This window comes from Corynebacterium sp. p3-SID1761, assembly GCF_055862885.1.
This window is the reverse complement of record NZ_JBSQBJ010000001.1, coordinates 331,408-351,062: the sequence shown is the minus strand read 5'-3', so window position 1 is coordinate 351,062 and position 19,655 is coordinate 331,408. Positions and strand designations below refer to the sequence as shown.

Here is a 19,655-nt window from a genome sequence, read left to right as displayed (position 1 = left end):
AATTAGTTCGAATGAGAGGACTTGAAAGCTATGAGCGATAACACCGGAGTGCCAGAGGCATCTGTCGAGACCACGTCAGTCTTCCGCGCAGACCTTCTGAAGGAGATGGAGTCTGGCTCCCAGCACGATGCCTCTCCTGCCGGTGTCGAGGGTCTTCCTGAGGGCTCCGCGCTGCTGGTTGTGAAGCGCGGTCCGAATGCCGGCTCCCGATTCCTGCTAGATCAGGAGACGACCGCTGCTGGCCGTCACCCCGATAGCGATATCTTCCTCGACGACGTTACTGTTTCCCGTCGCCACGCTGAGTTCCGTCGCAATGGCGATCAGTACGAGGTCGTAGACGTCGGATCCCTGAACGGCACCTACGTTAACCGCGAGCCGAAGAACTCTGCCGTTCTCTCCAATGGCGATGAGATCCAGATCGGCAAGTTCCGCCTGGTGTTCCTGAACGGTTCGAAGGAAGCCTAAGGAACAGTGAGCGCACAGAGAAGCCACGCTAGCGCTCCAGTCCCTTCCACCTCGCCAGCCGGTAAAGTCCTGCCGACGTCGTCTATCGGCGACGTGCTGAAGCAGCTGAAGCCGGATTTCCCGGATGTTACGGTATCGAAGATCCGTTTCCTGGAGTCCGAGGGGCTGGTGAGCCCGCGTCGTTCCCAGAGCGGCTACCGGCGCTTTTCGCCGGAGGACATTTCGAGGCTGCGTTATATCTTGACCCTTCAGCGGGATAATTACCTGCCATTGAAGGTTATTCGCGAGCGCCTGGAGGCCATGGACTCCGGCAAGGTCACCCCCGTGACCGCTGCGCGCAAGTCCGCCCCCGGTGCTATTTCTCCGGAGCAGATGCGCGGTGCCCAGTCTCGTCGCCTAACTCGTGCTGATGTGACGGCGCGTGCAGGTGTGCAGGACTCCTTCACCGGGGCGCTCATCCGTATGGGGTTGATCACCGCTGACCCGGCTGGTTTCTACTCGGTCGACGATGTTGAGATCGTGCAGATTGCCCAGAGCCTCACTGACCACGGCCTGGATAATCGCCACCTGAAGTCGCTCCTGACCATTGCGAACCGTCAGTACGACATGGTTTCCCGCATCGCCGAGCCGCTGGCACATGGCCGCGATGAGAACGCGCAGCAGCGTTCCGCAGAAACCGCCCGCGAGATGTCCGCGTTGATCATTTCTCTGAATACCGCACTGGTGAAGGGCAACCTTGGATAAAGGTACCGAAGTCGTCTTTCTCGGCCGCGCGGTCGCCAGCGCCCTTGGGTGCGGCGAGCCGGTGGCCGATTGCCTTATTTTTATGACGCCCGAACGCACACACATCCTGCCGATTTGGGTTCAACCCACCGTGGATCTGGGCGGGCGCCCCTCGGATGCGGAAGTTCTGGCAAGCATCCTAAAGAACGACGAAGCGCGTGACCCGTGGTTCGCTCGAATCGCCACCAACTCCCGAGGGCAAATGACCGCCGGTTTGGTGCTCGAGGCAGGGGAGTCTGAACGTTTCATCGACGTGCGCCCCTCGATTCTGGAGCCGCTGTGGCATGCAGGTGTGCTCTTCGACGTGCGGGTTGCGCCAGGCGTAGAAAATGCACTGATCCGTGTGAATCCCGCTTGGGTTGAAGAATTGGAAGCGAAGCTCAAGAAAGTCGATGAGGACGGCGACCAAGTGGACTTCCTTTTGGACTGGGATCCACAGGAGATGGGCTTCAGCGCTAGCGACAACGCAGATTCCGATTTTCAAGAGATGTGGGAAGGCCTGGGACTGTCGAGCGATCTGGACGACTGGTTGAAAGAATGACACGCGTGTTGTTACACGTGTGAATTTTGTGACTCGTGTTAAAGTAATATCCGGCTAGCGGTTGACTGTGCCGCGAACCGGTCTAATCTTTAGAAGAGAATTGAAATTACACCAGGAGTCTTTCAATGCAGGATGCCCTTTTCGACGTCCATGGCCCCGACGATGAGGTTGGCTACCGTGTGCCGATCGCCTGCCAGGTAGCTGGCATCACTTACCGCCAACTCGATTACTGGGCGCGCACCAAGCTCGTCCAGCCCAGCGTCCGCAACGCCGCAGGCTCCGGCTCTCAGCGCCTGTACTCCTTCCGAGACATCCTGGTTCTCAAGATCGTGAAGGGCCTGCTGGACACCGGCATCTCCCTGCAAAACATCCGCAAGGCTGTCGAGAAACTGGAAAACCTGGGCGTCGACGACCTCGCTGGCATTACTCTCGTATCCGACGGCCACACCGTCTACGAGTGTCGCTCCTCTGAAGAAGTCATCGACCTCCTCAACGGTGGCCAGGGCGTATTCGGCATCGCAGTCCCGGGTCTGATGAAGGAACTCACCGGCACCATCACCTCCTTCCCCTCGGAGAAGGTTGTTCAGGATGCCGCCATCGACGAGCTGGCCGAGCGCCGCCGTCGCCGTATGGCCTAAAGAATCCTCAAGAAAGCTCCACGCGCCCGCTGATCCAACTCGGGCAGCGACTGGTCCCGCAGCTGCGGAGCCAGCACGTCATTCTTCTCTTCTCCGCTCTCTACCTTGGAGACCGCCAGCGCCTCCTCGGCCTTGCTCCGATCAGTCGGCTTCCACAACGGAGCACCTGGCATACCACCCTCACCCCACGCCTTATACGCCGCAATAGCCTCCGCATCCGGCTTTTGCACAGCCTCCGCCTTCAGGCAGTGGTCCAGTTCCACTTCGTTCGCGTCATTGAACTGGCGCACCTTATCCTGTAGCTCCGCCGTATTCTCGGCCCAGATTTTCACCACAAAATCCCCCTGTGGGCACTCCGGTGCTGAGAGCTGATCCTGGTTGTTTCGAGCCAGCATGATCCAACCAGCAACCAGCGCCACAACCAGAATCACGGCCACCAGGGCACCCCAGACCCATCCAGCAACATGATAGTTCTGCTTTCCAGTTGCATGTCGTGCCACGATCGAGTCCTCCCAGTAGTTTTCTATCCAGTGTAGGCCAGCAGCTGCTTGCGGATCTCTTGCCCGCGACCCATTAGCCCCTTTTGCCGCTGGACATACTCGGCTCGCCCCGCCGGAGTCTCGATCCGCACCGGCTCAAAACCCCATTCCCGCAGGTCATAGGGTGAAGCCTCCATATCCAGCCGACGCACATCACAGGCCAGCTCGAAGCAGTCCAGCCACAACTCGCCGGGAACCAGCGGCCCCAACTTCGTAGCCCACTTATACAGATCCATCGTGGCGTGTAGGCAGCCCGGCTGCTCCAACTGAGGCTGTGAGTCGCGGGTGGGGGTGTGGGCGTTGCGCGGCGCGGCGGCGTCGGTAAAAAAGCGATAAGCGTCAAAGTGCGTGCACTTCAACTGCGACTTCTCTACAACCTCGTCCGTACCCCGGGCTCCCAAACGCAGCGGCTCGGGGTGGCGCGGCGCATCCTTGTACACCATCGCCCATTCGTGCAGTCCAAAGCACCCCAGCACTGGCGGGTGCCGGTACGTCGCATCCAACAGCCGCGCGATATAACGCACCGTCTTACCCCTGGCTGCCATGTACCGCTCCACATCCAGGATCCACACATCACCTTGGCGTACATAGTGGTCTTTGTACTGTGGCAAGTCGTCGCCACCATCCCACACCACGGCCTTATTGACGCCCGGATGCCAGTGGCTTAGCTTCCCAGGGGTAGTGGGGTAGTAGCTGAACATAAAGTCCCACACCGGGTGCCTTTCACCCTCTGCGCGGCGCCGGCGGTGCCCCTCGGTGAGGCGCTGCACACGCTCCCTATGGGCCGCCTGCCTTTCGCGCCAGTCGTGCAGAACCTCAGTCATGGGTCCAGTCGCGAACGGTACCGACGAGTTCCTCGATGATGTCCTCCAGGGTGATCATGCCAATGATCTGCCCATTTGCATCTACTACCGCGGCAATGTGGCTCGAGGTACGACGCATATTGCGCATCGCAACATCGAAGTTCGAACCAGCCTTGACCTCCAGCAGCGGGCGAATATCCGTCGTATCCAGCTGCCCGTCGGGCTCTACCAGGTTGTCCAGCACATCCTTGACGTGCACATACCCAATCCACTTGCCGGCCGCATCACTAACGGGGAAGCGAGAGTAGCCCGTCTCCTGCACTGCCTTCTCCACGGCGGCTACCTTCATCCGCGGGCCATCCTGGGGGATGCAGTGCACATCGCCGAAGGGGATCAACACTTCGTCTAGCGTACGGCGGGAAGAACCCAGCGCCTTGTTGAGGCGGTTCGCTTCCTCCGGTGCGATAAGCCCCTCAGAGCGGGAATCCTGGATCATACTTGCCAGTTCGGAAGGGGAGACCGTGGAATCCAGCTCGTCCTTCTGCTCCACACCCACCAGCTTCAACGTCTTGCGCGCGATCCAGTTCAGCAGCTGCATGATGGGGTTCGTCACCTTCACGAACAGCAGGTGCAGCGGCACCACAAATGTTGCCACTGTTTCTGGCCCAGCCAGAGCAATATTCTTCGGCACCATTTCACCGAGAATGATGTGCAGCATCGTCACCAACAGCAGGGAGATGGTAAAGCCCACCGGGTGTAGCAGCTCTGCGGGCATTCCCAGTGCCTCGAATGGCGCTTCGATCAGGTGCGCGATCGCTGGCTCGCCGACCTTACCGAGCAGCAGCGAGGCGATGGTGATGCCAAACTGCGCACCCGCGAGCATGATCGACAGGTGTTCCGTGGCGTATTGAACGCGCTTAGCACGCTTGTTTCCGGCGGCGATCATCGATTCCAGGCGATCTTTTCGCGAGGAAATCAGAGAGAACTCCACCGCCACAAAGTAGCCGTTGAGTGCCAGCAGGAAGATTGCAAGGACGATAGCCCAGATATCACCCATCACTTAAACCTCCTCTTTCTTCAACGGGCGCAGCAAAACCTTGTCCACGCGGCGGTTGTCCATTTCCTTGACGGTCGCTCGCCAACGTCCGGTCATGCCAGTTTCAAATCCCTCCAGAAGTTCATGGTTGCCGACCGGCAGCAGAACCTCATCGCCCTCCTTCGGGATTCGACCCAGTGTGGCCATAATTAGGCCGCCCAGCGTGTCATAGTCGCCTTCTGGGGCGGTGTAGCCCACCGCGTCCGGTAGCTCATCCGTGCGCACCAGTCCGGAAACTTCCCAGCTGGCGCCGCTCTTGCGGACTTCCTTGTCCTCTTCCACGTCGTCGTGCTCGTCCCACACTTCGCCGAGGATCTCCTCCACGACATCTTCAATCGTCACGATGCCGGCAGTGCCGCCGTACTCGTCGACAACCATCACCAACTGCGACCCCGCGGCTCGCACCCGGTTCAGCACGTCATCGCCGCTTAAGGAATCCGGCACGGAGGGCACGGACTTCATTAGCTGGTTCAGAGTGGTAGTCCGGCGGACAGCGTGGGGGATAGTTAGCGCGTCCTTCACATGGACAACGCCCGCCGTTTCATCCAGATCACCGCGCGTCACGGGGAAGCGCGAGTGTCCGGTCTCGAGCGCCAGCTCGATGAGATCCTGCGCAGTGTCTTCCACGGTCAGAGATTCGACGGTCGACCGAGGCGTCATAATATCCTCTGCGGTGGCGTCGCTAAATTTCAGCGAAAGATCCAGGATTCGCGCTTTCTGCTCGGTGAACCCGCCGTTGCCCGTCGAGTGCCGCACCAGCGCCGAGAGTTCTTCGGCCGATCGTGCCGACGCCAACTCGTCCGCCGGCTCAATTCCCAGCTTCCGCACAATCGCGTTGGCCAGCTTATTCATCCCGTTGATAAACCACTTCAGCGCTACGTTGAACACCCAGACCGGGCGGACAGTCGCACGTGCTGCGTCGAGCGGGTTAGTAATGGCCAGATTCTTCGGCACAAGTTCGCCGAACACCATGGACAGCACTGTCGCCACGATTAGCGACAGGACCAGTGCAATGGGCATGGCCGCTGCTTCGCTAAGCCCCACGAGCTCCAGCAACGGATTAAAGAACTTCGCCAAAATCGGCTCGGCCAGATAACCGGTGGCCAGGGTTGTGATTGTAATGCCGAGCTGTGCGCCCGACAGCAGGAAGGAGAGCTGCCCATGCGCCTTTTGCACCAACTTCGCGGTGCCATCGCCCTTGGTGCGGGCATGCTCGTCAATGGTGGATCGCTCCAGACCCGTCATGGCGAACTCCACGGCAACAAACACGCCAGTAAGGCCTGTGAGCAGCACAAAGAGAATCAGCCCCACGACGGAAAGCAGAATTTCCACGGGTGTTCTTCGACTCCTAACTATTCTTCAAATTGGCAACCAACTTGGAACCCGACAGTACGGTCGGGTGTACACCGGCCTTGGCCATCATCTTCTCGGTTGCACGTTGATCCTCTGCGAACGTAAGCGTCACGACCGTGCCACTGGCTCCGGCGCGCGCGGTGCGTCCAGCGCGATGCACATATGCCTTGTGTTCGGCGGGCGGGTCGATATGCACGACCAGCTCCACGTCTTTGACATCGATACCCCGGGCAGCGATGTCTGTGGCGACCAGTACGGAATTTTCGCCTTGCGTGAACTGGTTCAACGCATTTTGACGTGTGTTCTGTCCCTTGTTGCCATGAATGCCCACGGCGGGGACACCTGCCCGCACTAGCTTCTTAACCTGTCGGTCTACCGCATACTTCGTGCGCATGAACATTACTGTTCGCTTGCGCATTTTTCCAATTGCGATGACCAGCTCGTTTCGCTCTTCACGGCTATTCACCACCCCCAGCAGGTGCCGCATCGTGTCCACGCTGGCGGTTGCTTCACCCGTGGAGTGGGTCACCGGATCCCGCATGTACTTATCCACCAGCACCTGTACATCGCCATCCAAGGTGGCGGAAAACAGCAGGTGCTGAGCGTTCTTCGGCATGTCATCCAGAAGCTTAGTCACCTGGGGGAGAAAGCCCATGTCGGCCATCTGGTCGGCTTCGTCGATAGCGACGACCTTCACGTCGCTAAAGTCCAGCATGCCCTGCCGCAGCAGATCCAGTGCGCGCCCCGGCGTCGCCACGAGGATGTCCACGGGTCTCGCCAGAGCAGTGATATTCCGCTGAATCTTCACCCCGCCGACAACTTCCAGCAGACGCTGACCTGCTGCGTTCGCAATCGGATCCAGCCGCGAACGCACCTGTGTCGCCAACTCTCTGGTCGGCACGAGCACCACACCACGGGGCTTTTTGGGTCGCGACGCCCCCCGCCTCAGAAGCTGAATCATCGGCAGCCCGAACGTGAATGTTTTGCCGGAACCCGTCGGTCCGCGGCCTAGCACGTCCCGCCCCTCGACGGCCGCGGGGATGGCCGCAGCCTGGATAGGGAAGGGCTTAGTTATCCCCTCGGCGGAAAGCTCCTTGGTGATGCAGTCATCCAGCCCAAGCTTTCCGAACTCTGATCGGGACAATTACGCCTCGACCTCGCTGCGATCTCCGGACCACAGGGTGTGGAAAGATCCCTCGCGGTCAGTACGGCGGTAGGTGTGCGCGCCGAAGAAATCACGCTGGCCCTGGATCAGTGCCGCCGGAAGACGCTCGGCACGCAGGGAATCGTAGTAAGACAGGGAGGATGCGAATACCGGTACCGGGAGGCCCAGCTGGGTAGCCAGGATGACTACGCGTCGCCAGGAATCAATCAAACCGCCCAGTTCGCCCTTGAAGTAAGGATCCAGCAGCAGGGAGGGTAGCTCCGGGTTGGCATCGTAGGCCTCGCGGATGCGGTTGAGGAACTTCGCGCGGATGATGCAGCCACCACGCCAGATGGTGGCGAGGTCGCGGGGATCCACGCCCCACTTGTGCTCTTCGGAGCCAGCCTTGATCTCGTCGAAGCCCTGCGCGTAGGCCACCAGCTTGGAGGCATAGAGTGCGCGGCGGACATCCTCAATGAACTCTTCCTTCGGAACATCCAGAGTGCTGAGCTCGCCAGCAGGCAGGTTGCCGATAGTGGCGTCGCGCTGCTCGCGAGCGCCGGACAGAGCACGGGCGAAAACGGCCTCGCCGATGCCGGTGGTGGGGATGCCCAGATCCAGAGCAGCCTTTACCGTCCAGCGGCCGGTGCCCTTCTGGCCTGCTGAATCGACAATGACATCGATCAGTGGCTTGCCGGTCTTCTCATCCACCTGGGAGAGCACCTCGGCGGTGATTTCGATCAGATAGGAGTCGAGGTCGCCCTCGTTCCAATTCTTGAAAACCTCTGCGATCTCCGCCGGCTCCATACCCGCGCCGTAGCGCAGCAGCTGATAAGCCTCGCCAATGACCTGCATATCGGCGTACTCGATGCCATTGTGAACCATCTTCACAAAGTGGCCGGCGCCATCCGGACCAATGTGCGTCACACACGGGGTGCCATCGACCTTCGCAGCTACGGACTCCAGCAGCGGGCCCAGAGCCTCCCAGGATTCCGCCGGGCCACCGGGCATAATAGCCGGCCCATTCAGGGCGCCTTCCTCGCCACCGGAGATGCCTGCGCCAACAAAGTTCAGTCCACGCTCGGACATCTCCGCTTCACGGCGGATCGTGTCGGTGTACAGCGCATTACCGCCGTCGATGATGATGTCGCCCTCGTCCATTTCCTCAGCGAGCTGGGAGATGACGGCGTCCGTACCAGCACCTGCCTGCACCATAATGAGCGCGCGACGTGGCCGCTCCAGCGACTTAACGAAATCGGCGATCGTCTCCGAGGGAACGAAGTTGCCGGTCTCACCGAAGTCCTCCATGAACTTCTCGGTCTTCGCGGTGGTGCGGTTGTAGACGGCCACGGTGTGACCGTTATTGGCAAAGTTCCGGGCGATGTTGGACCCCATGACGGCCAGGCCAACAACGCCAATCTGGGCGGTTCCTTCAGCAGTAGTCATGGTTTTACATCTTACAGGGCGAAGAGTTGGTTAGGCTTAGGCGCATGTCCAATATTTTCATTGAACTAAGTCGCGTAGCCACCGAGCGGGAACTCACCGGCGAGGAGATTTCTACCCTCAACGAGCTGCTCCAGAAGCATCCGACGCTTGACCGCACCCTAGGTGTGCAATACCGCGCCATTGGTCCGAAGAAGCTGCAGCTGGCACTCGAAGTCACCGAGGATCACCTGCAGCCGTGGGGAGTGACGAACGGTGGTGTTTACGCGAGCCTGGGGGAGACCGCCGGCTCTATGGCCAGCTTCGTCGCCGCTGGTGCCGGACCGGCCGTGGTCGGAACTTCGAATCAGACGCACTTTCTGCGTCCGTCGGTAAAAGGCGACGTCATTGTCTCAACCGCGGAAGCAGAGCATACCGGGCGCACCACGCACCTTTTCCGCATCGAGCACATAAATGAAAAAACCGGCAAATGCTGCGCCTTGACTTTCCTCAAGACGCAGGTTGTGCCGGATATGCCGAAGGCTTAGTCAGAGACCGCGCGGGTATCGCGACCCTCGCCGAAGCGCAGGTTGTCGCGCACCTCGATGGAGCGCGTGCCTTCCTTGTCCTCCAATTCGCGCAGCTTGCGCAGTGCGTTGCGTGCGTGCAGCTGCTGGCGGGTAGCTACCAACTGCCAGCGGCGGCGGGACACGGAGTTAAGACCCCAGCTGAATGCAGCGACTGCACGGTTGCGGAAGCCAACCATGTACAGCAGGTGCAGAACCAGCCACATGACCCAGCCCATGAAGCCGGAAACCTCGGCCTTGTTCATCTTCACCACCGCGTTGAAGCGGGAAACGATGGCCATGGAGCCCTTGTCGAAGTAGTTGAACGGCACGCGACCCTCGTGGGAAGTGCCGTTGTTGACCTCGTCCAGGATGGTGGTAGCGGCGTACTGGCCACCCTGCATGGCGACCTGAGCTACGCCCGGCAGGCGGTCCTTGCTCATCATGTCGCCCACGATGAAGATGTTGTGGTAATCGCCCAGGGTCAGGTCATCGTTTACCGGCACGCGACCCGCACGGTCGACCTCGATACCTGCCTGCTCGGCAACGTGCTTGCCCAGTGGGGAGGCGGCCACACCGGCGGACCAGATCTTGGCGTAGGAGGGGATGAAGTACTCTTCTTCGGTCTTCATGTCCTTGTAGCGCACGCCTTCCTTGGAGACATCGGTCACCAGGGAGTTGAGGATGATCTCTACGCCCAGATCTTCCAGGCGGCGGGCGGCCTTGCGACCCAGGCGCTTGCCAAACGGCGCCAGCACCTGCGAGCCACCGTCGATCAGCAGAATCCGGGTGTCCTCGGTGTCGATCTCGCGGAACTCGTCGCGCAGGGTGCGGTGGGACATCTCGGCCAGCTGACCGGCCAGCTCCACACCAGTCGGGCCAGCACCGACAACAACGAAAGTCAGCAGACGCTTGCGCGCCTCCGGGTCGGTGGTGATCTCGGCGCGCTCGAAAGCACCGGTCACGCGGGCACGAATTTCCAGTGCGTCGTCCACGGACTTCATGCCCGGCGCGAACTCGGCAAACTGCTCATTGCCGAAGTAGGACTGGCCAGCGCCCGCCGCGAGGATCAGGGAATCGTACTTCAACACGGCATCCATGCCACCCAGATCGGCGGTAACGGTCTGCTCGTTGATGTCGACGTTGCGAACCTCGCCCTTGACCACACGGACATTGTCCTGGTCAGCCAGGATCTGGCGAATGGAGGGCGCGATCTCGCCTTCGGAGAGGATGCCGGTTGCAACCTGGTACAGCAGCGGCTGGAACAGGTGGTGATTCGTCCGGTCGACGATGGTGACCTTGACGTTTTCGTTCTTAAACTTCTTAGCCGCAAAGAGGCCGCCGAACCCCGCGCCGATGATTACGACGTGGTGGCGGTTAGATGCGCTGGTCATGTAGTTGCTTCTCCTCAAATATGGTTGTAATCCGGCACCATCTTAATTGGTTCAGGCTTGGCCTTCACACCGAGAGCCCCCGGGTTAAGAAAAATTCAACCCATTTCGGTTGCGCCTCGAGAGCAAGAAGTTGTTTTCCTAGTAACTTCGGGGGGAGTTGCAGTGTTAAAGGAAGGCAGGATGACGTCTCCGTACATCGATGAGGAGCGCTGGCCGCACCTCGTGGCCACTCCACAGGCACGCTTTATGGGCCGCCGCGCCGAGGCTGTTACCTCGCGCTTGGAAGCGCTGCTTTCCTCTCAGGGTATTTCTCTGGACGCCGGCACGGTGCCGCACATGGTCGTTCGAGACGGCCAGGTGATCGATCGGATGGTCGCGGAGGGGTGGCTCGGTCTAGCGGAGGGGTACATGGCCGGCGAATGGACGGCTGAGCCTCTGCCGGAGGTGCTGGGGGCACTGCTGGATCAGCCCTTCGAGGGCAAAATAGGAGAGTTCCTCGCTCGCCGCACGCCCAGGCGCCGCGGTCCCGTACCGGGCGAATTGCCCGAGGCGCTCGTTGAGCTTTATACGGGCGCTACCCGGGCAACTGGTGCAGCGCAGTTCAGCAGCGCCTCGCGTACAAGCGCCCACGACCACGGGATCGATTTCACCTGGTTCGGCGACCCCGATGATGTAGATCGCCAGGATCTCGACGACGCCCAGCGGCGTCGTATCACCACCATGCTCGACGAGGCCGAAGTCGGCCCAGGCGACCGCGTATTGGAAATGCCGTCCTCCGGAGGCCAACTGGCAGTACAGGCTGCTCAGCGCGGCGCACGTGTGGATGTGCTGACCAGCGACGAAGACCACGCCGATGCTGTGCATGCCCGTGTGCGGGCCGCCGGGGTAGGGGGTGCGGTGAATGTGGAGGTTATCGCCGGTCCAGTACCTTCCCCCCGACAATGGTCGGGGCGCTACGAGGCCATTTTCTCTGTTGAGCGCATGGAGACTTTGGGGCTGGGTGGCCTCAGCCACTACCTGAAGGCAGTGGATCGCATGCTGTCCGACGATGGTCTGGCAGTAATCCAGTCAATCGTCGCCACCGACGAGCTCCGCGAGACTGCCAAGGAATCCCTAGATGTCATGCGCGCATACGTATGGCCTGCCCTGGAGTACCCCACAGCCCAGCAAGTGCGCGAAGTCACCGCCGAGCACACTCAACTTACCGTTGTTGCAGAGAACAACCTGAGCGGCCACCTACGTGCGACCTTGCCACTGTGGCGCGCGAACTTCCTCTCCCGCGAACGCCAAGCCGCCGCAGCGGGCTTCGACCCAGTCTTCCGCAGGCTCTGGGATTACCAGCTGGCGCTGCATGAGGCTCTGGCAACCACTGGGGATATCGGCTGCGTCCAATTTGTTTTCGCACCGAAGTAGTTTTCCGATTTTCCCTCCGGAGATCACCGGATAGTTTTAGCGTAATAATAACTATTCGTGTTTGACCTTCGAGAGGATCCCTCCTGTGACTACTCCCACCAACCCCGATGTCATCATCGTCGGCGCCGGTCTAGCCGGCCTTGTCGCTGCCTATGAGGCGCAGAAGTCGGGGCTGAAGGTCCTGATCCTGGATCAGGAAAACCGTAACAACCTGGGCGGACAAGCTTTTTGGTCGCTGGGTGGCCTGTTCTACGTGAGCAGCCCGGAACAGAAACTGATGGGCGTAAAGGACTCCGAGGAGTTGGCGTGGCGCGACTGGGAGAACTCAGCGCAGTACGACGATTCCAACAACGACTACTGGCCCCGCCGTTGGGGTAGGGAATATGTCCGCTTCGCCGCGACGGAAAAGCGCGACTACCTCAAGGCTCTCGGTCTCAACGTTCTTCCCACCGTCGGTTGGGCCGAGCGCGGCTCCGGCGACGCAAGTGGCCACGGTAACTCCGTACCGCGTTTCCACCTCACCTGGGGTACTGGCCCTGAGGTCGTTCGCGTTTTCCGCGAGCCCATTGAGGCCGCCGAGGCTGAGGGCAAGGTCGAGTTCCGCTTCCGCCACCAGGTCGACGAACTCATCCTAGAAAATGGCGCCGTCGTCGGCGTGCGCGGCAGCGTGCTGGAACCGAGCGATTTGGACCGCGGCGTGGCGTCATCGAGAAACACCGTTGGCGAATTTGAGCTGCGCGCACGTGCGGTGGTCGTGACCTCCGGAGGAATCGGCGGCAACCTGGATCTCGTACGCCGCGCTTGGCCGACCGACCAGTGGGGGCCGGTGCCGAATGACATGGTTACCGGCGTGCCCGCCCACGTAGACGGCCGCATGATTCAAATCTCCAACAATGCCGGTGCGAACCTGGTGAACACTGACCGTATGTGGGCGTACACCGAGGGAATGAAGAACTGGAACTCCATCTGGCCTGGCCATGGCATTCGCATCATCCCTGGCCCGTCCTCGCTGTGGATTGACGCGACCGGCAAGCGATTCCCCTCTAACCTCATCCCGGGTGGCGACACAATCTCCACCATGAAGCACATCGGCACCACGGGCCATAGCTACTCTTGGTTCATCCTCAACAAGACGATCGCCGACAAGGAATTCATTTTCTCCGGCTCCGAGCAGAACCCAGATCTGACCATCAAGAAGGTCAAGAACCTGCTGTCCAAGGTAGGCCCCGGCACGCACCCCGCGGTCAAGGCCTTTATGGACCACGGCGAGGACTGGGTGGTCGCCGACGACCTCGGTTCCCTGGTCGAGGGCATGAACGCCATCGCCGATGGCGATGCACCCGCCCTTGACGTACACGATCTGCGCCGCATCATCGAAGATCGTGACTCGCAGATCGACAATAACTTCAGCAAGGACGCGCAAATCAACTACATCCGCACTGCCCGCGGATACCTCGGCGACAAGATTGTCCGCTGTGCCGCGCCGCACCGCCTACTCGACGAGTCGAAGGGGCCGCTTATCGCCGTCAAGTTGCACATCCTGACCCGCAAGACCCTCGGCGGCATCGAGACCGATCTTTCCGGACGGTGCTTGCGCTCTGATGGATCGGTGCTGCCTGGCCTCTATGCCGCAGGCGAGGTCGCCGGTTTCGGTGGCGGCGGTATGCATGGCAAGAATGCCCTTGAAGGCACCTTCCTCGGTGGCTGCATCCACTCCGGCAAGCGTGTTGGCGAGAACCTGAAGGCGACCATTGCTGAGCTCTAGTCAGTGGCGCACCGCTGCATGGCGTGCCGGTGCTCATTAAGGAAGAAGTTGATGTCCGCGGGGTGCCCACGACCTACGGCACCAATGCCAACCCCACGCCCGCGGCCTCCGACGACGAGATCGTCCGCCGACTCCGTGCCAGCGGTGCGATCATCCTGGGCAAAACCACTATGCCTGCCTTTGGCGCTTTCCCTTTCACCGAGTCGGAGGCTCGCGGTATCACCCGCAACCCGCACAACCCGCGCTTCACCCCTGCCGGCTCTTCCGGAGGCTCCGCGGCGGCCGTTGCCGCTGGATGGGTGCCCTTCGCCGTTGGTGGCGACGGCGGCGGTTCTATCCGCATCCCCTCGGCCCATTGCGGTCTCTTTGGCCTCAAACCCGCCCGCGGTACTCTCCCCGGTGAACTGTGGTGCCGCCTCGGCACTGCTGGCCCCATCGCCCGTACTGCACGCGACTGCGCCCTTCTTTTTGACGCCCTATCTGGCTCCGAAGCCACCGAATCTGAGGTGGCGTCATTAAGGATTGGCGTAAACCTCCAACCGGCAACGCCACTGACCCCACCACACCGCGACCATGTCCGGGCAGTATGCCGTGTTGCCGATCAGCTGCGAGGGCTGGGACACACTGTGAGCGACTATGCGCTGCGGCACAAGGATCCGACGGCGGCTTTCGTCACGCAGTTCTTCGCGGGGATTCGGGAGGAGATCGCCGGGCTGGAGTATCCCGACCGCATCGAGGGGCGCCACAAGGTTACCCACCTGGCAGGTGCATGGGCACAGGGGCCGGTGCTGCGTTGGGCGGAGAAGTTCTCCGACGAGCTGGGGGAGGAGCTGGATCGGGTGTTCGAGGACGTTGACGTGCTCCTTACACCAACGGTGGCCTCGCGCCCGGCCCGCGCTGGTGTGCTTTCCGGGAAGGGGATGTTGGCGGCACAGATCGCGAGTTTGCCCTCGGTTGCCTTCACAGCGCTGTGGAACGTTTCCGGGCATCCGGCGATGAACATCCCCGCAGGTAGAGGAAGAGATGGCCTGCCCGTTGGTGTACAGCTCGTAGCACGCGACGAGCGGCTACTTCTTAACCTTGCCGCTTCATTATCCGCGCCATAGCTTCCGTCATGACGCGCCGTGGCATGCGCTGCGAGATGCTTGTTAGCACCTTGTTGCGCGCGCCCGCGACTACCGACGGCGGCGGCGACTTGCGCAGCAGTGCTTCGATTCCCGCCGTCACGACATCGTGGCTGCTCATGCGCTTGAGCCCGCCGTCGGCTCTGTCACTGCCGGCGACTCGGAAAAACTCCGTCTCGGTTGGCCCCGGGCACAGCGCCATGATTCGTACGCCAGAGCCCTTTCGCTCAGCGTATAGGCCTTCGGTAAACGACAGCACAAACGCCTTCGTCGCACCATAGACCACCATGCCAGGGGAGGGCTGGAACCCTGCAATGGATGACACATTGAGGATGAACCCATTGCCTCGCTCTTCGAATCGTGGCAGAAACATGTGAGTCAGCTCCACTAGTGCGTGGACATTGACCGCGATTTCTGCGCGCAGGCTATCTGTCGGGATATCACTAAAAGACTCGTAGTTCGCGAAGCCTGCGTTGTTGATCAGCGAGGTTACCGTGATCCCGCGCGTGGACAGCTCCCATGAAATCTCGCCGGCCACGCCATGTTCGGATAGATCCTTCGCTATAACTTCGACCTTTACTTTGTGACGCCTCTTAATTTCGGCCGCAATCTTGTGCAGCCGATCCTGACGGCGTGCGACCAGCACGAGATTTGCGCCCTTTGCTGCCAGCTGGGAGGCGAATTCTTTGCCTAGGCCTGAGCTGGCGCCTGTGATGAGGACGGTTTCCTGTGAGAGGTCTAAAGTGCTCATACCTTCATTTGTACATGAATGTCGGCGGGCTGGAAGGTTGGCTTTCTAATTAGAAAACGCGTTCTACTTAAACTAAAGAGTTAGCATTTTACTTGGTAAAAGCATTGACTCATGTAGAACGGGTGTTCTAAACTATTGTTAGTTCATCAAAAGGGGGTATGCATGACCACCACACTCACCACTGCCAATACAGTCACAAGACCTCCCGATACTGCCGAGCCTTACTACCGCCTTGCGCGTTCCGATGACCCGTTGACTGCCACATCGCGGGCATTGAACCTGACCCATTTAACTATGGTGGAGCAGTCTACTCCGGCGCCCGACGATCTCGTTCCGGATCACGTTTCCAAGATTGCGGTGCGTTTCGGTATTAGCAAAGTGGTAGCTACCAACTATGCTGACGCAGGCCTGATGCTTCAGGCTTTCCCGCGTATTCACGAGCTATTCCGGTGCGGAGCATTTTCGATTCGGCACATACAGCAGGTCACCGAAGCGGTCCAGGCGGTCGCGCCCGGCGAACGGGCTGACGTGGAAGACAAGATCCTCAGGGCGTTGAGACCCACCCGCCCGAATCAGCAAGTGCCCACACCACGAGCGGTTTACAACAAGATCAAAGCAGTCATTGGCCGGCCGGATCACATTCCGCCCATGGATACAAACTCTCCTGAGCTTTTTATAGACCGCAGCAGATGCGAAACAACGGTCTTTACCCTGACCGTTCCGCGGCTGAAGGGCGTGGAGTTGCACAAGGCTGTTAAGGCGGCCTCTAAGAGGCACAGCTGCACAATGGGCGAGGCCTTTCTGGCGATGCTCGAACAGAACATCACCACCGAGGTCACTTTAAACCTATATAAGGCCGTCGACCCACAACCCGGCGGGGTATTCGCTGAAGACCATTGGTTGAGCGACGTTGCCAGCCGTAAGTGGCTCGCGAAGGTCACTCACCTGGCAGCCCCCGGCTATACCGCGACGAAGGGCTACCAGCCGACGGAGCTGCTGCGGGCGTCAGTAACCGGGCGTGATGGGCACTGTCGCTTTCCGGGGTGCGACGTTCCGGGATACGCCTGTGATGTCGATCATGTGCATCGCCACGCGAATGGAGGGGCGACGACCACTGCGAACATGCACCTGCTGTGTCGCACGCATCATCGCCTGAAAACAGCCGGCACTTGGGACGTTGAGCTGCATGCGGATGGCACGGAGGTGTGGACTTCTCATGGAGACGGACACGAGATCGTGACCGTGCCCGGCGGGCCGTTGGCTCGCGAGACTTTCGCCGAACGGGGTATTCGGAAAGCGCGGGTGGCGCGGACATTCAGCGAAGAGGAACCACCATTCTAGTTTTTACTTTGAGGAGGTCACAGGCAGCACCATCACAGCACCGACGATGCAGATGATGCTGCACATAAGGAACATTCCCGGATAGTCGAAATGCCTTAGGGCAAGGGCGGCCAGACCGCCGCAGAACATGTTGCTCACTCCCTGGGTGAGTGACATGAGTGATACGTCGCGCGCCCGGTTCTTCTTACTGGGCAGCGACTCATTGACCATGGCCTGATCCACGCTGCTGAACACGCCCCAGCTAATCCCCAGCAGTGCCGCCGCGACATACACGAGACCCATGCCGCTGGCGACCGTCATCAAGCCCGTGGCCATGGCGACTCCGAAAGCGGAAGTGATAACCAGAATCTTGCGCCGTCCCAAGCGATCGGAAAGATTGCCGCTGACGATCGCCGTGATGATCGTGAACACCGCATACAGGGCGGTGAGCGCCAGCACGCCCGCATCCGGATCCGGTACGCCGATGTGGTCGCGCAGATAATACAGCAGATAAAACAGGCTCGTGTAGTTGGCGAGGTGGATGACAAAGCGACTGCAAAAGACCAGCCAATAGTTGCGATACGACCCCTCACCGCCGACCGTCACGGACAGCGAATCATGCGGTCGGACGTGTACATCAACGCGGCCGCGCCCGACTGCGAATTGGAAGATGAAAAGAAGGGATATGACGCCGACAGCCCAGTACGCCTGCTGAATCGGCAAAGCCGTCGCAACTGCGGTCCCGCCGACAATTCCAAATGTGTATGTTGCGCCCACGATTCCGGAAACCAAGCCGAACTTCTCCTGCGGCACGACATCAGCGGTGACCGTCATGAGGTTATTCGTTACGAAAGCAACGAACACCTGCACCAGGCACCACAGCCCAGTCAGAACCCAGAAGCTGGGCGTAAAAGACATCAGCAGCAACCCCAGGGTGGCCAGCGGTGCCGCCAATAACACCCATGGCAGGCGCTTACCCCAGCGATTCACCCAAAACCAGCTGCGGTCTGCAATATAGCCGGTCAGCAGGCTGGAAACGACGGCAGTGGCTCCGCCCAGCATCATCATCAGGGCCAGGGAATCTTCCTTGGTATCCGGGCGCAGCTGGATCATCTGCAACCCCAGCAAAAGCTGCGTCGGTCCAGCCCAGGAAAATACTGAACCGAAAAAAGCAATGCCGAACTTCCAATAGAACAGTCGCGGCTCGCGTTCGGCGGCGGTGAGTGTTTGCAACATTAGTGGCCTTCCTCACGGAACTTCGCATCAATTTCTGGGGTAATAGCACCCTCGCGGATCAGTTCCTGCAGTAGTCGCCCCGCGGGTTTGACCTGCCGTTCTATATCCACCACACCGAACTTCTGCGCCATGCCCTCCGACCACTCCCAGTTGTCGACGAAGCACCAGTGGTAGTAGCGCTCGACCTCGGGCATACGGGACAGCTCCGCCAGGTGGTCCAGAATGAAAGCGCAGCGGAAGCGCTCGTGGGCATCGGCAGTGCCGTTTTCCGTGATCCACACGGGCAGCTGGTAGCGGCGTGCCAATTCGCCGGAGACCTCGGAAATCCCCGGCGGGTAGATCTCCCAGCCGAGATCATTGGTTGGGGTGCCGGGGAACGTGGCGTCGGAAAAACCGCGAACTGCTGTGCGCGAGTAATAGTTGATGGCCACAGCGTCCGCGAAGACCCCGCCGCTGGGAACTTCGATGTCTGGGCGGCCGAGTAGGGGGTGGAAACGCCCCTCGAAGAACGCGGGTTCGATTGCGCCCTGGAATAGCCACTCGACCAGGGGTGTAAGGGCGCGGTGGAGGAGGTTGCGCGGGTTCATGGGGGCGAAGACGCGCCGGTGGTGGGCGAAAGTTACGCGCGGAGACTCGAGGCGGGAGTGGATGCGCTGGTAGGCGAGTAGGTGAGCGGCCGCCATATTGCGCAGGCACGGACGGACTTTAGCGAGGCCGCCGCGGCCGGGTGGGGTAGAGCCGAAGAGATAGGCCTCGGTGGCGAAGACATTGGGCTCATTGATGGTGATCCAGTCGCGCACGATGTCGCCGAGGTGGTCTAAGACGACGTCGACATAGCGGAGGAAGATCTCCACATTGGCCTCGCGGGTGAACGCTCCGCTGGCTTCGAACCACGCGGGATGGCCGAAGTGATGCAGCGTAACGAGTGGTTCAATGCCACGTTCCCGCAGGTCCAGGAACTCTTCGCGGTAGCGTTGCAGGGCTTCGTGGTTGTAGCGGCCAGGCTCGGGCTCGACGCGCGACCATTCCACGCCGACGCGTGCGATCTGTAGTCCGAGGTCGCTCATGAGCTGGTTGTCCTCGCGCCAGCGGCGCCAGTGGTCAGTGGTGGGGTGGGGAGTGGTGCCGTCTTTGGCGATCCATTCGCTCCAATTGTTGGGGCGGGGTGATCCTTCGATCTGTAGTCCCGCCGATGCTGTACCGATGCGGATGTGGCTTAGGTCCATGAACTTAACTTATTGACGCCCTTAGTTTCCTTTGGCTAAGTTATCCGTTTTTACCCCAACGGGGGTAGTTGGTTTG

At 60.4% G+C, this 19,655-nt stretch carries 19 protein-coding genes; 9 read left to right on the top strand and 10 right to left on the bottom strand.

The window, feature by feature from the left end; translation table 11 throughout:
- The first annotated feature begins 30 nt into the window (after window positions 1-30).
- From odhI to ACWXWJ_RS01590, 4 genes are all read left to right on the top strand, one after another.
- Complete coding sequence (odhI, locus tag ACWXWJ_RS01605) at window positions 31-465, top strand: oxoglutarate dehydrogenase inhibitor Odhl (RefSeq protein WP_473963337.1); 435 nt, start codon at window positions 31-33, stop codon at window positions 463-465.
- A gap of 6 nt (window positions 466-471) precedes the next feature.
- On the top strand, window positions 472-1,209 hold the full coding sequence (gene ftsR / locus ACWXWJ_RS01600; RefSeq protein WP_473963336.1) for a transcriptional regulator FtsR: 738 nt from the start codon (window positions 472-474) through the stop codon (window positions 1,207-1,209).
- Between the two features lie 82 nt (window positions 1,210-1,291).
- Window positions 1,292-1,789, top strand: coding sequence for a hypothetical protein (locus ACWXWJ_RS01595; RefSeq protein ID WP_473963335.1), 498 nt, complete (start codon window positions 1,292-1,294; stop codon window positions 1,787-1,789).
- A 125-nt stretch (window positions 1,790-1,914) separates the two neighbouring features.
- Window positions 1,915-2,427 carry a MerR family transcriptional regulator gene (locus ACWXWJ_RS01590; protein ID WP_473963334.1) on the top strand — a complete coding sequence of 171 codons (513 nt, stop codon included), beginning with the start codon at window positions 1,915-1,917 and terminating at the stop codon, window positions 2,425-2,427.
- On the opposite strand, the gene ACWXWJ_RS01585 is transcribed toward ACWXWJ_RS01590, so the two are convergent.
- Genes ACWXWJ_RS01585 through gndA form a run of 6 tightly spaced genes read right to left on the bottom strand, consistent with a single transcriptional unit; the run spans window position 2,424 to window position 8,808 of the window.
- Window positions 2,424-2,927 (bottom strand): hypothetical protein, encoded by a 504-nt coding sequence (locus tag ACWXWJ_RS01585; protein ID WP_473963333.1) that lies wholly within the window; start codon window positions 2,925-2,927, stop codon window positions 2,424-2,426. The genes ACWXWJ_RS01590 and ACWXWJ_RS01585 overlap by 4 nt on opposite strands.
- 23 nt (window positions 2,928-2,950) lie before the next feature.
- Window positions 2,951-3,790 carry a 3-methyladenine DNA glycosylase gene (locus ACWXWJ_RS01580; RefSeq protein WP_473963332.1) on the bottom strand — a complete coding sequence of 280 codons (840 nt, stop codon included), beginning with the start codon at window positions 3,788-3,790 and terminating at the stop codon, window positions 2,951-2,953.
- Entirely contained in the window at window positions 3,783-4,826 is a 1,044-nt protein-coding gene (locus ACWXWJ_RS01575) for a hemolysin family protein (protein ID WP_473963372.1), read from the bottom strand. The genes ACWXWJ_RS01580 and ACWXWJ_RS01575 overlap by 8 nt, the downstream gene beginning before the upstream one ends.
- Before the next feature lie 3 nt (window positions 4,827-4,829).
- The gene (locus ACWXWJ_RS01570) at window positions 4,830-6,197 is read right to left on the bottom strand and encodes a hemolysin family protein (RefSeq protein WP_473963331.1); all 1,368 of its coding nucleotides are present in this window, start codon (window positions 6,195-6,197) and stop codon (window positions 4,830-4,832) included.
- A gap of 16 nt (window positions 6,198-6,213) precedes the next feature.
- Window positions 6,214-7,362 carry a DEAD/DEAH box helicase gene (locus ACWXWJ_RS01565; protein WP_473963330.1) on the bottom strand — a complete coding sequence of 383 codons (1,149 nt, stop codon included), beginning with the start codon at window positions 7,360-7,362 and terminating at the stop codon, window positions 6,214-6,216.
- A complete protein-coding gene (gndA, locus tag ACWXWJ_RS01560) occupies window positions 7,363-8,808 on the bottom strand; it encodes an NADP-dependent phosphogluconate dehydrogenase (RefSeq protein WP_473963329.1) in 1,446 nt (481 codons plus the stop codon).
- A gap of 44 nt (window positions 8,809-8,852) precedes the next feature.
- On the opposite strand from gndA, the gene ACWXWJ_RS01555 reads away from it, so the two are divergent.
- Window positions 8,853-9,332 carry a PaaI family thioesterase gene (locus tag ACWXWJ_RS01555; RefSeq protein ID WP_473963328.1) on the top strand — a complete coding sequence of 160 codons (480 nt, stop codon included), beginning with the start codon at window positions 8,853-8,855 and terminating at the stop codon, window positions 9,330-9,332.
- Here ACWXWJ_RS01555 and ACWXWJ_RS01550 read toward each other — a convergent pair.
- Complete coding sequence (locus tag ACWXWJ_RS01550) at window positions 9,329-10,744, bottom strand: NAD(P)/FAD-dependent oxidoreductase (RefSeq protein ID WP_473963327.1); 1,416 nt, start codon at window positions 10,742-10,744, stop codon at window positions 9,329-9,331. The two genes, ACWXWJ_RS01555 and ACWXWJ_RS01550, sit on opposite strands and share 4 nt — an antisense overlap.
- A 180-nt stretch (window positions 10,745-10,924) precedes the next feature.
- On the opposite strand from ACWXWJ_RS01550, the gene ACWXWJ_RS01545 reads away from it, so the two are divergent.
- The 3 genes from ACWXWJ_RS01545 to ACWXWJ_RS01535 all read left to right on the top strand — a co-directional run bounded on the left by ACWXWJ_RS01545 (window position 10,925) and on the right by ACWXWJ_RS01535 (window position 15,028).
- Window positions 10,925-12,157 carry a class I SAM-dependent methyltransferase gene (locus ACWXWJ_RS01545; protein ID WP_473963326.1) on the top strand — a complete coding sequence of 411 codons (1,233 nt, stop codon included), beginning with the start codon at window positions 10,925-10,927 and terminating at the stop codon, window positions 12,155-12,157.
- An 85-nt stretch (window positions 12,158-12,242) separates the two neighbouring features.
- Window positions 12,243-13,922 carry an FAD-binding dehydrogenase gene (locus tag ACWXWJ_RS01540; RefSeq protein WP_473963325.1) on the top strand — a complete coding sequence of 560 codons (1,680 nt, stop codon included), beginning with the start codon at window positions 12,243-12,245 and terminating at the stop codon, window positions 13,920-13,922.
- 14 nt (window positions 13,923-13,936) lie between these two features.
- The gene (locus ACWXWJ_RS01535) at window positions 13,937-15,028 is read left to right on the top strand and encodes an amidase family protein (RefSeq protein WP_473963371.1); all 1,092 of its coding nucleotides are present in this window, start codon (window positions 13,937-13,939) and stop codon (window positions 15,026-15,028) included.
- On the opposite strand, the gene ACWXWJ_RS01530 is transcribed toward ACWXWJ_RS01535, so the two are convergent.
- Window positions 14,997-15,797 (bottom strand): SDR family NAD(P)-dependent oxidoreductase, encoded by an 801-nt coding sequence (locus ACWXWJ_RS01530; RefSeq protein WP_473963324.1) that lies wholly within the window; start codon window positions 15,795-15,797, stop codon window positions 14,997-14,999. The genes ACWXWJ_RS01535 and ACWXWJ_RS01530 overlap by 32 nt on opposite strands.
- Window positions 15,798-15,959: 162 nt before the next feature.
- On the opposite strand from ACWXWJ_RS01530, the gene ACWXWJ_RS01525 reads away from it, so the two are divergent.
- On the top strand, window positions 15,960-17,138 hold the full coding sequence (locus ACWXWJ_RS01525; RefSeq protein WP_473963323.1) for an HNH endonuclease signature motif containing protein: 1,179 nt from the start codon (window positions 15,960-15,962) through the stop codon (window positions 17,136-17,138).
- 3 nt (window positions 17,139-17,141) lie between these two features.
- On the opposite strand, the gene ACWXWJ_RS01520 is transcribed toward ACWXWJ_RS01525, so the two are convergent.
- The gene (locus tag ACWXWJ_RS01520; protein ID WP_473963322.1) at window positions 17,142-18,353 is read right to left on the bottom strand and encodes an MFS transporter; all 1,212 of its coding nucleotides are present in this window, start codon (window positions 18,351-18,353) and stop codon (window positions 17,142-17,144) included.
- Complete coding sequence (locus ACWXWJ_RS01515; protein ID WP_473963321.1) at window positions 18,353-19,579, bottom strand: glycoside hydrolase family 1 protein; 1,227 nt, start codon at window positions 19,577-19,579, stop codon at window positions 18,353-18,355. The genes ACWXWJ_RS01520 and ACWXWJ_RS01515 overlap by 1 nt, the downstream gene beginning before the upstream one ends.
- Between the last annotated feature and the right edge of the window lie 76 nt (window positions 19,580-19,655).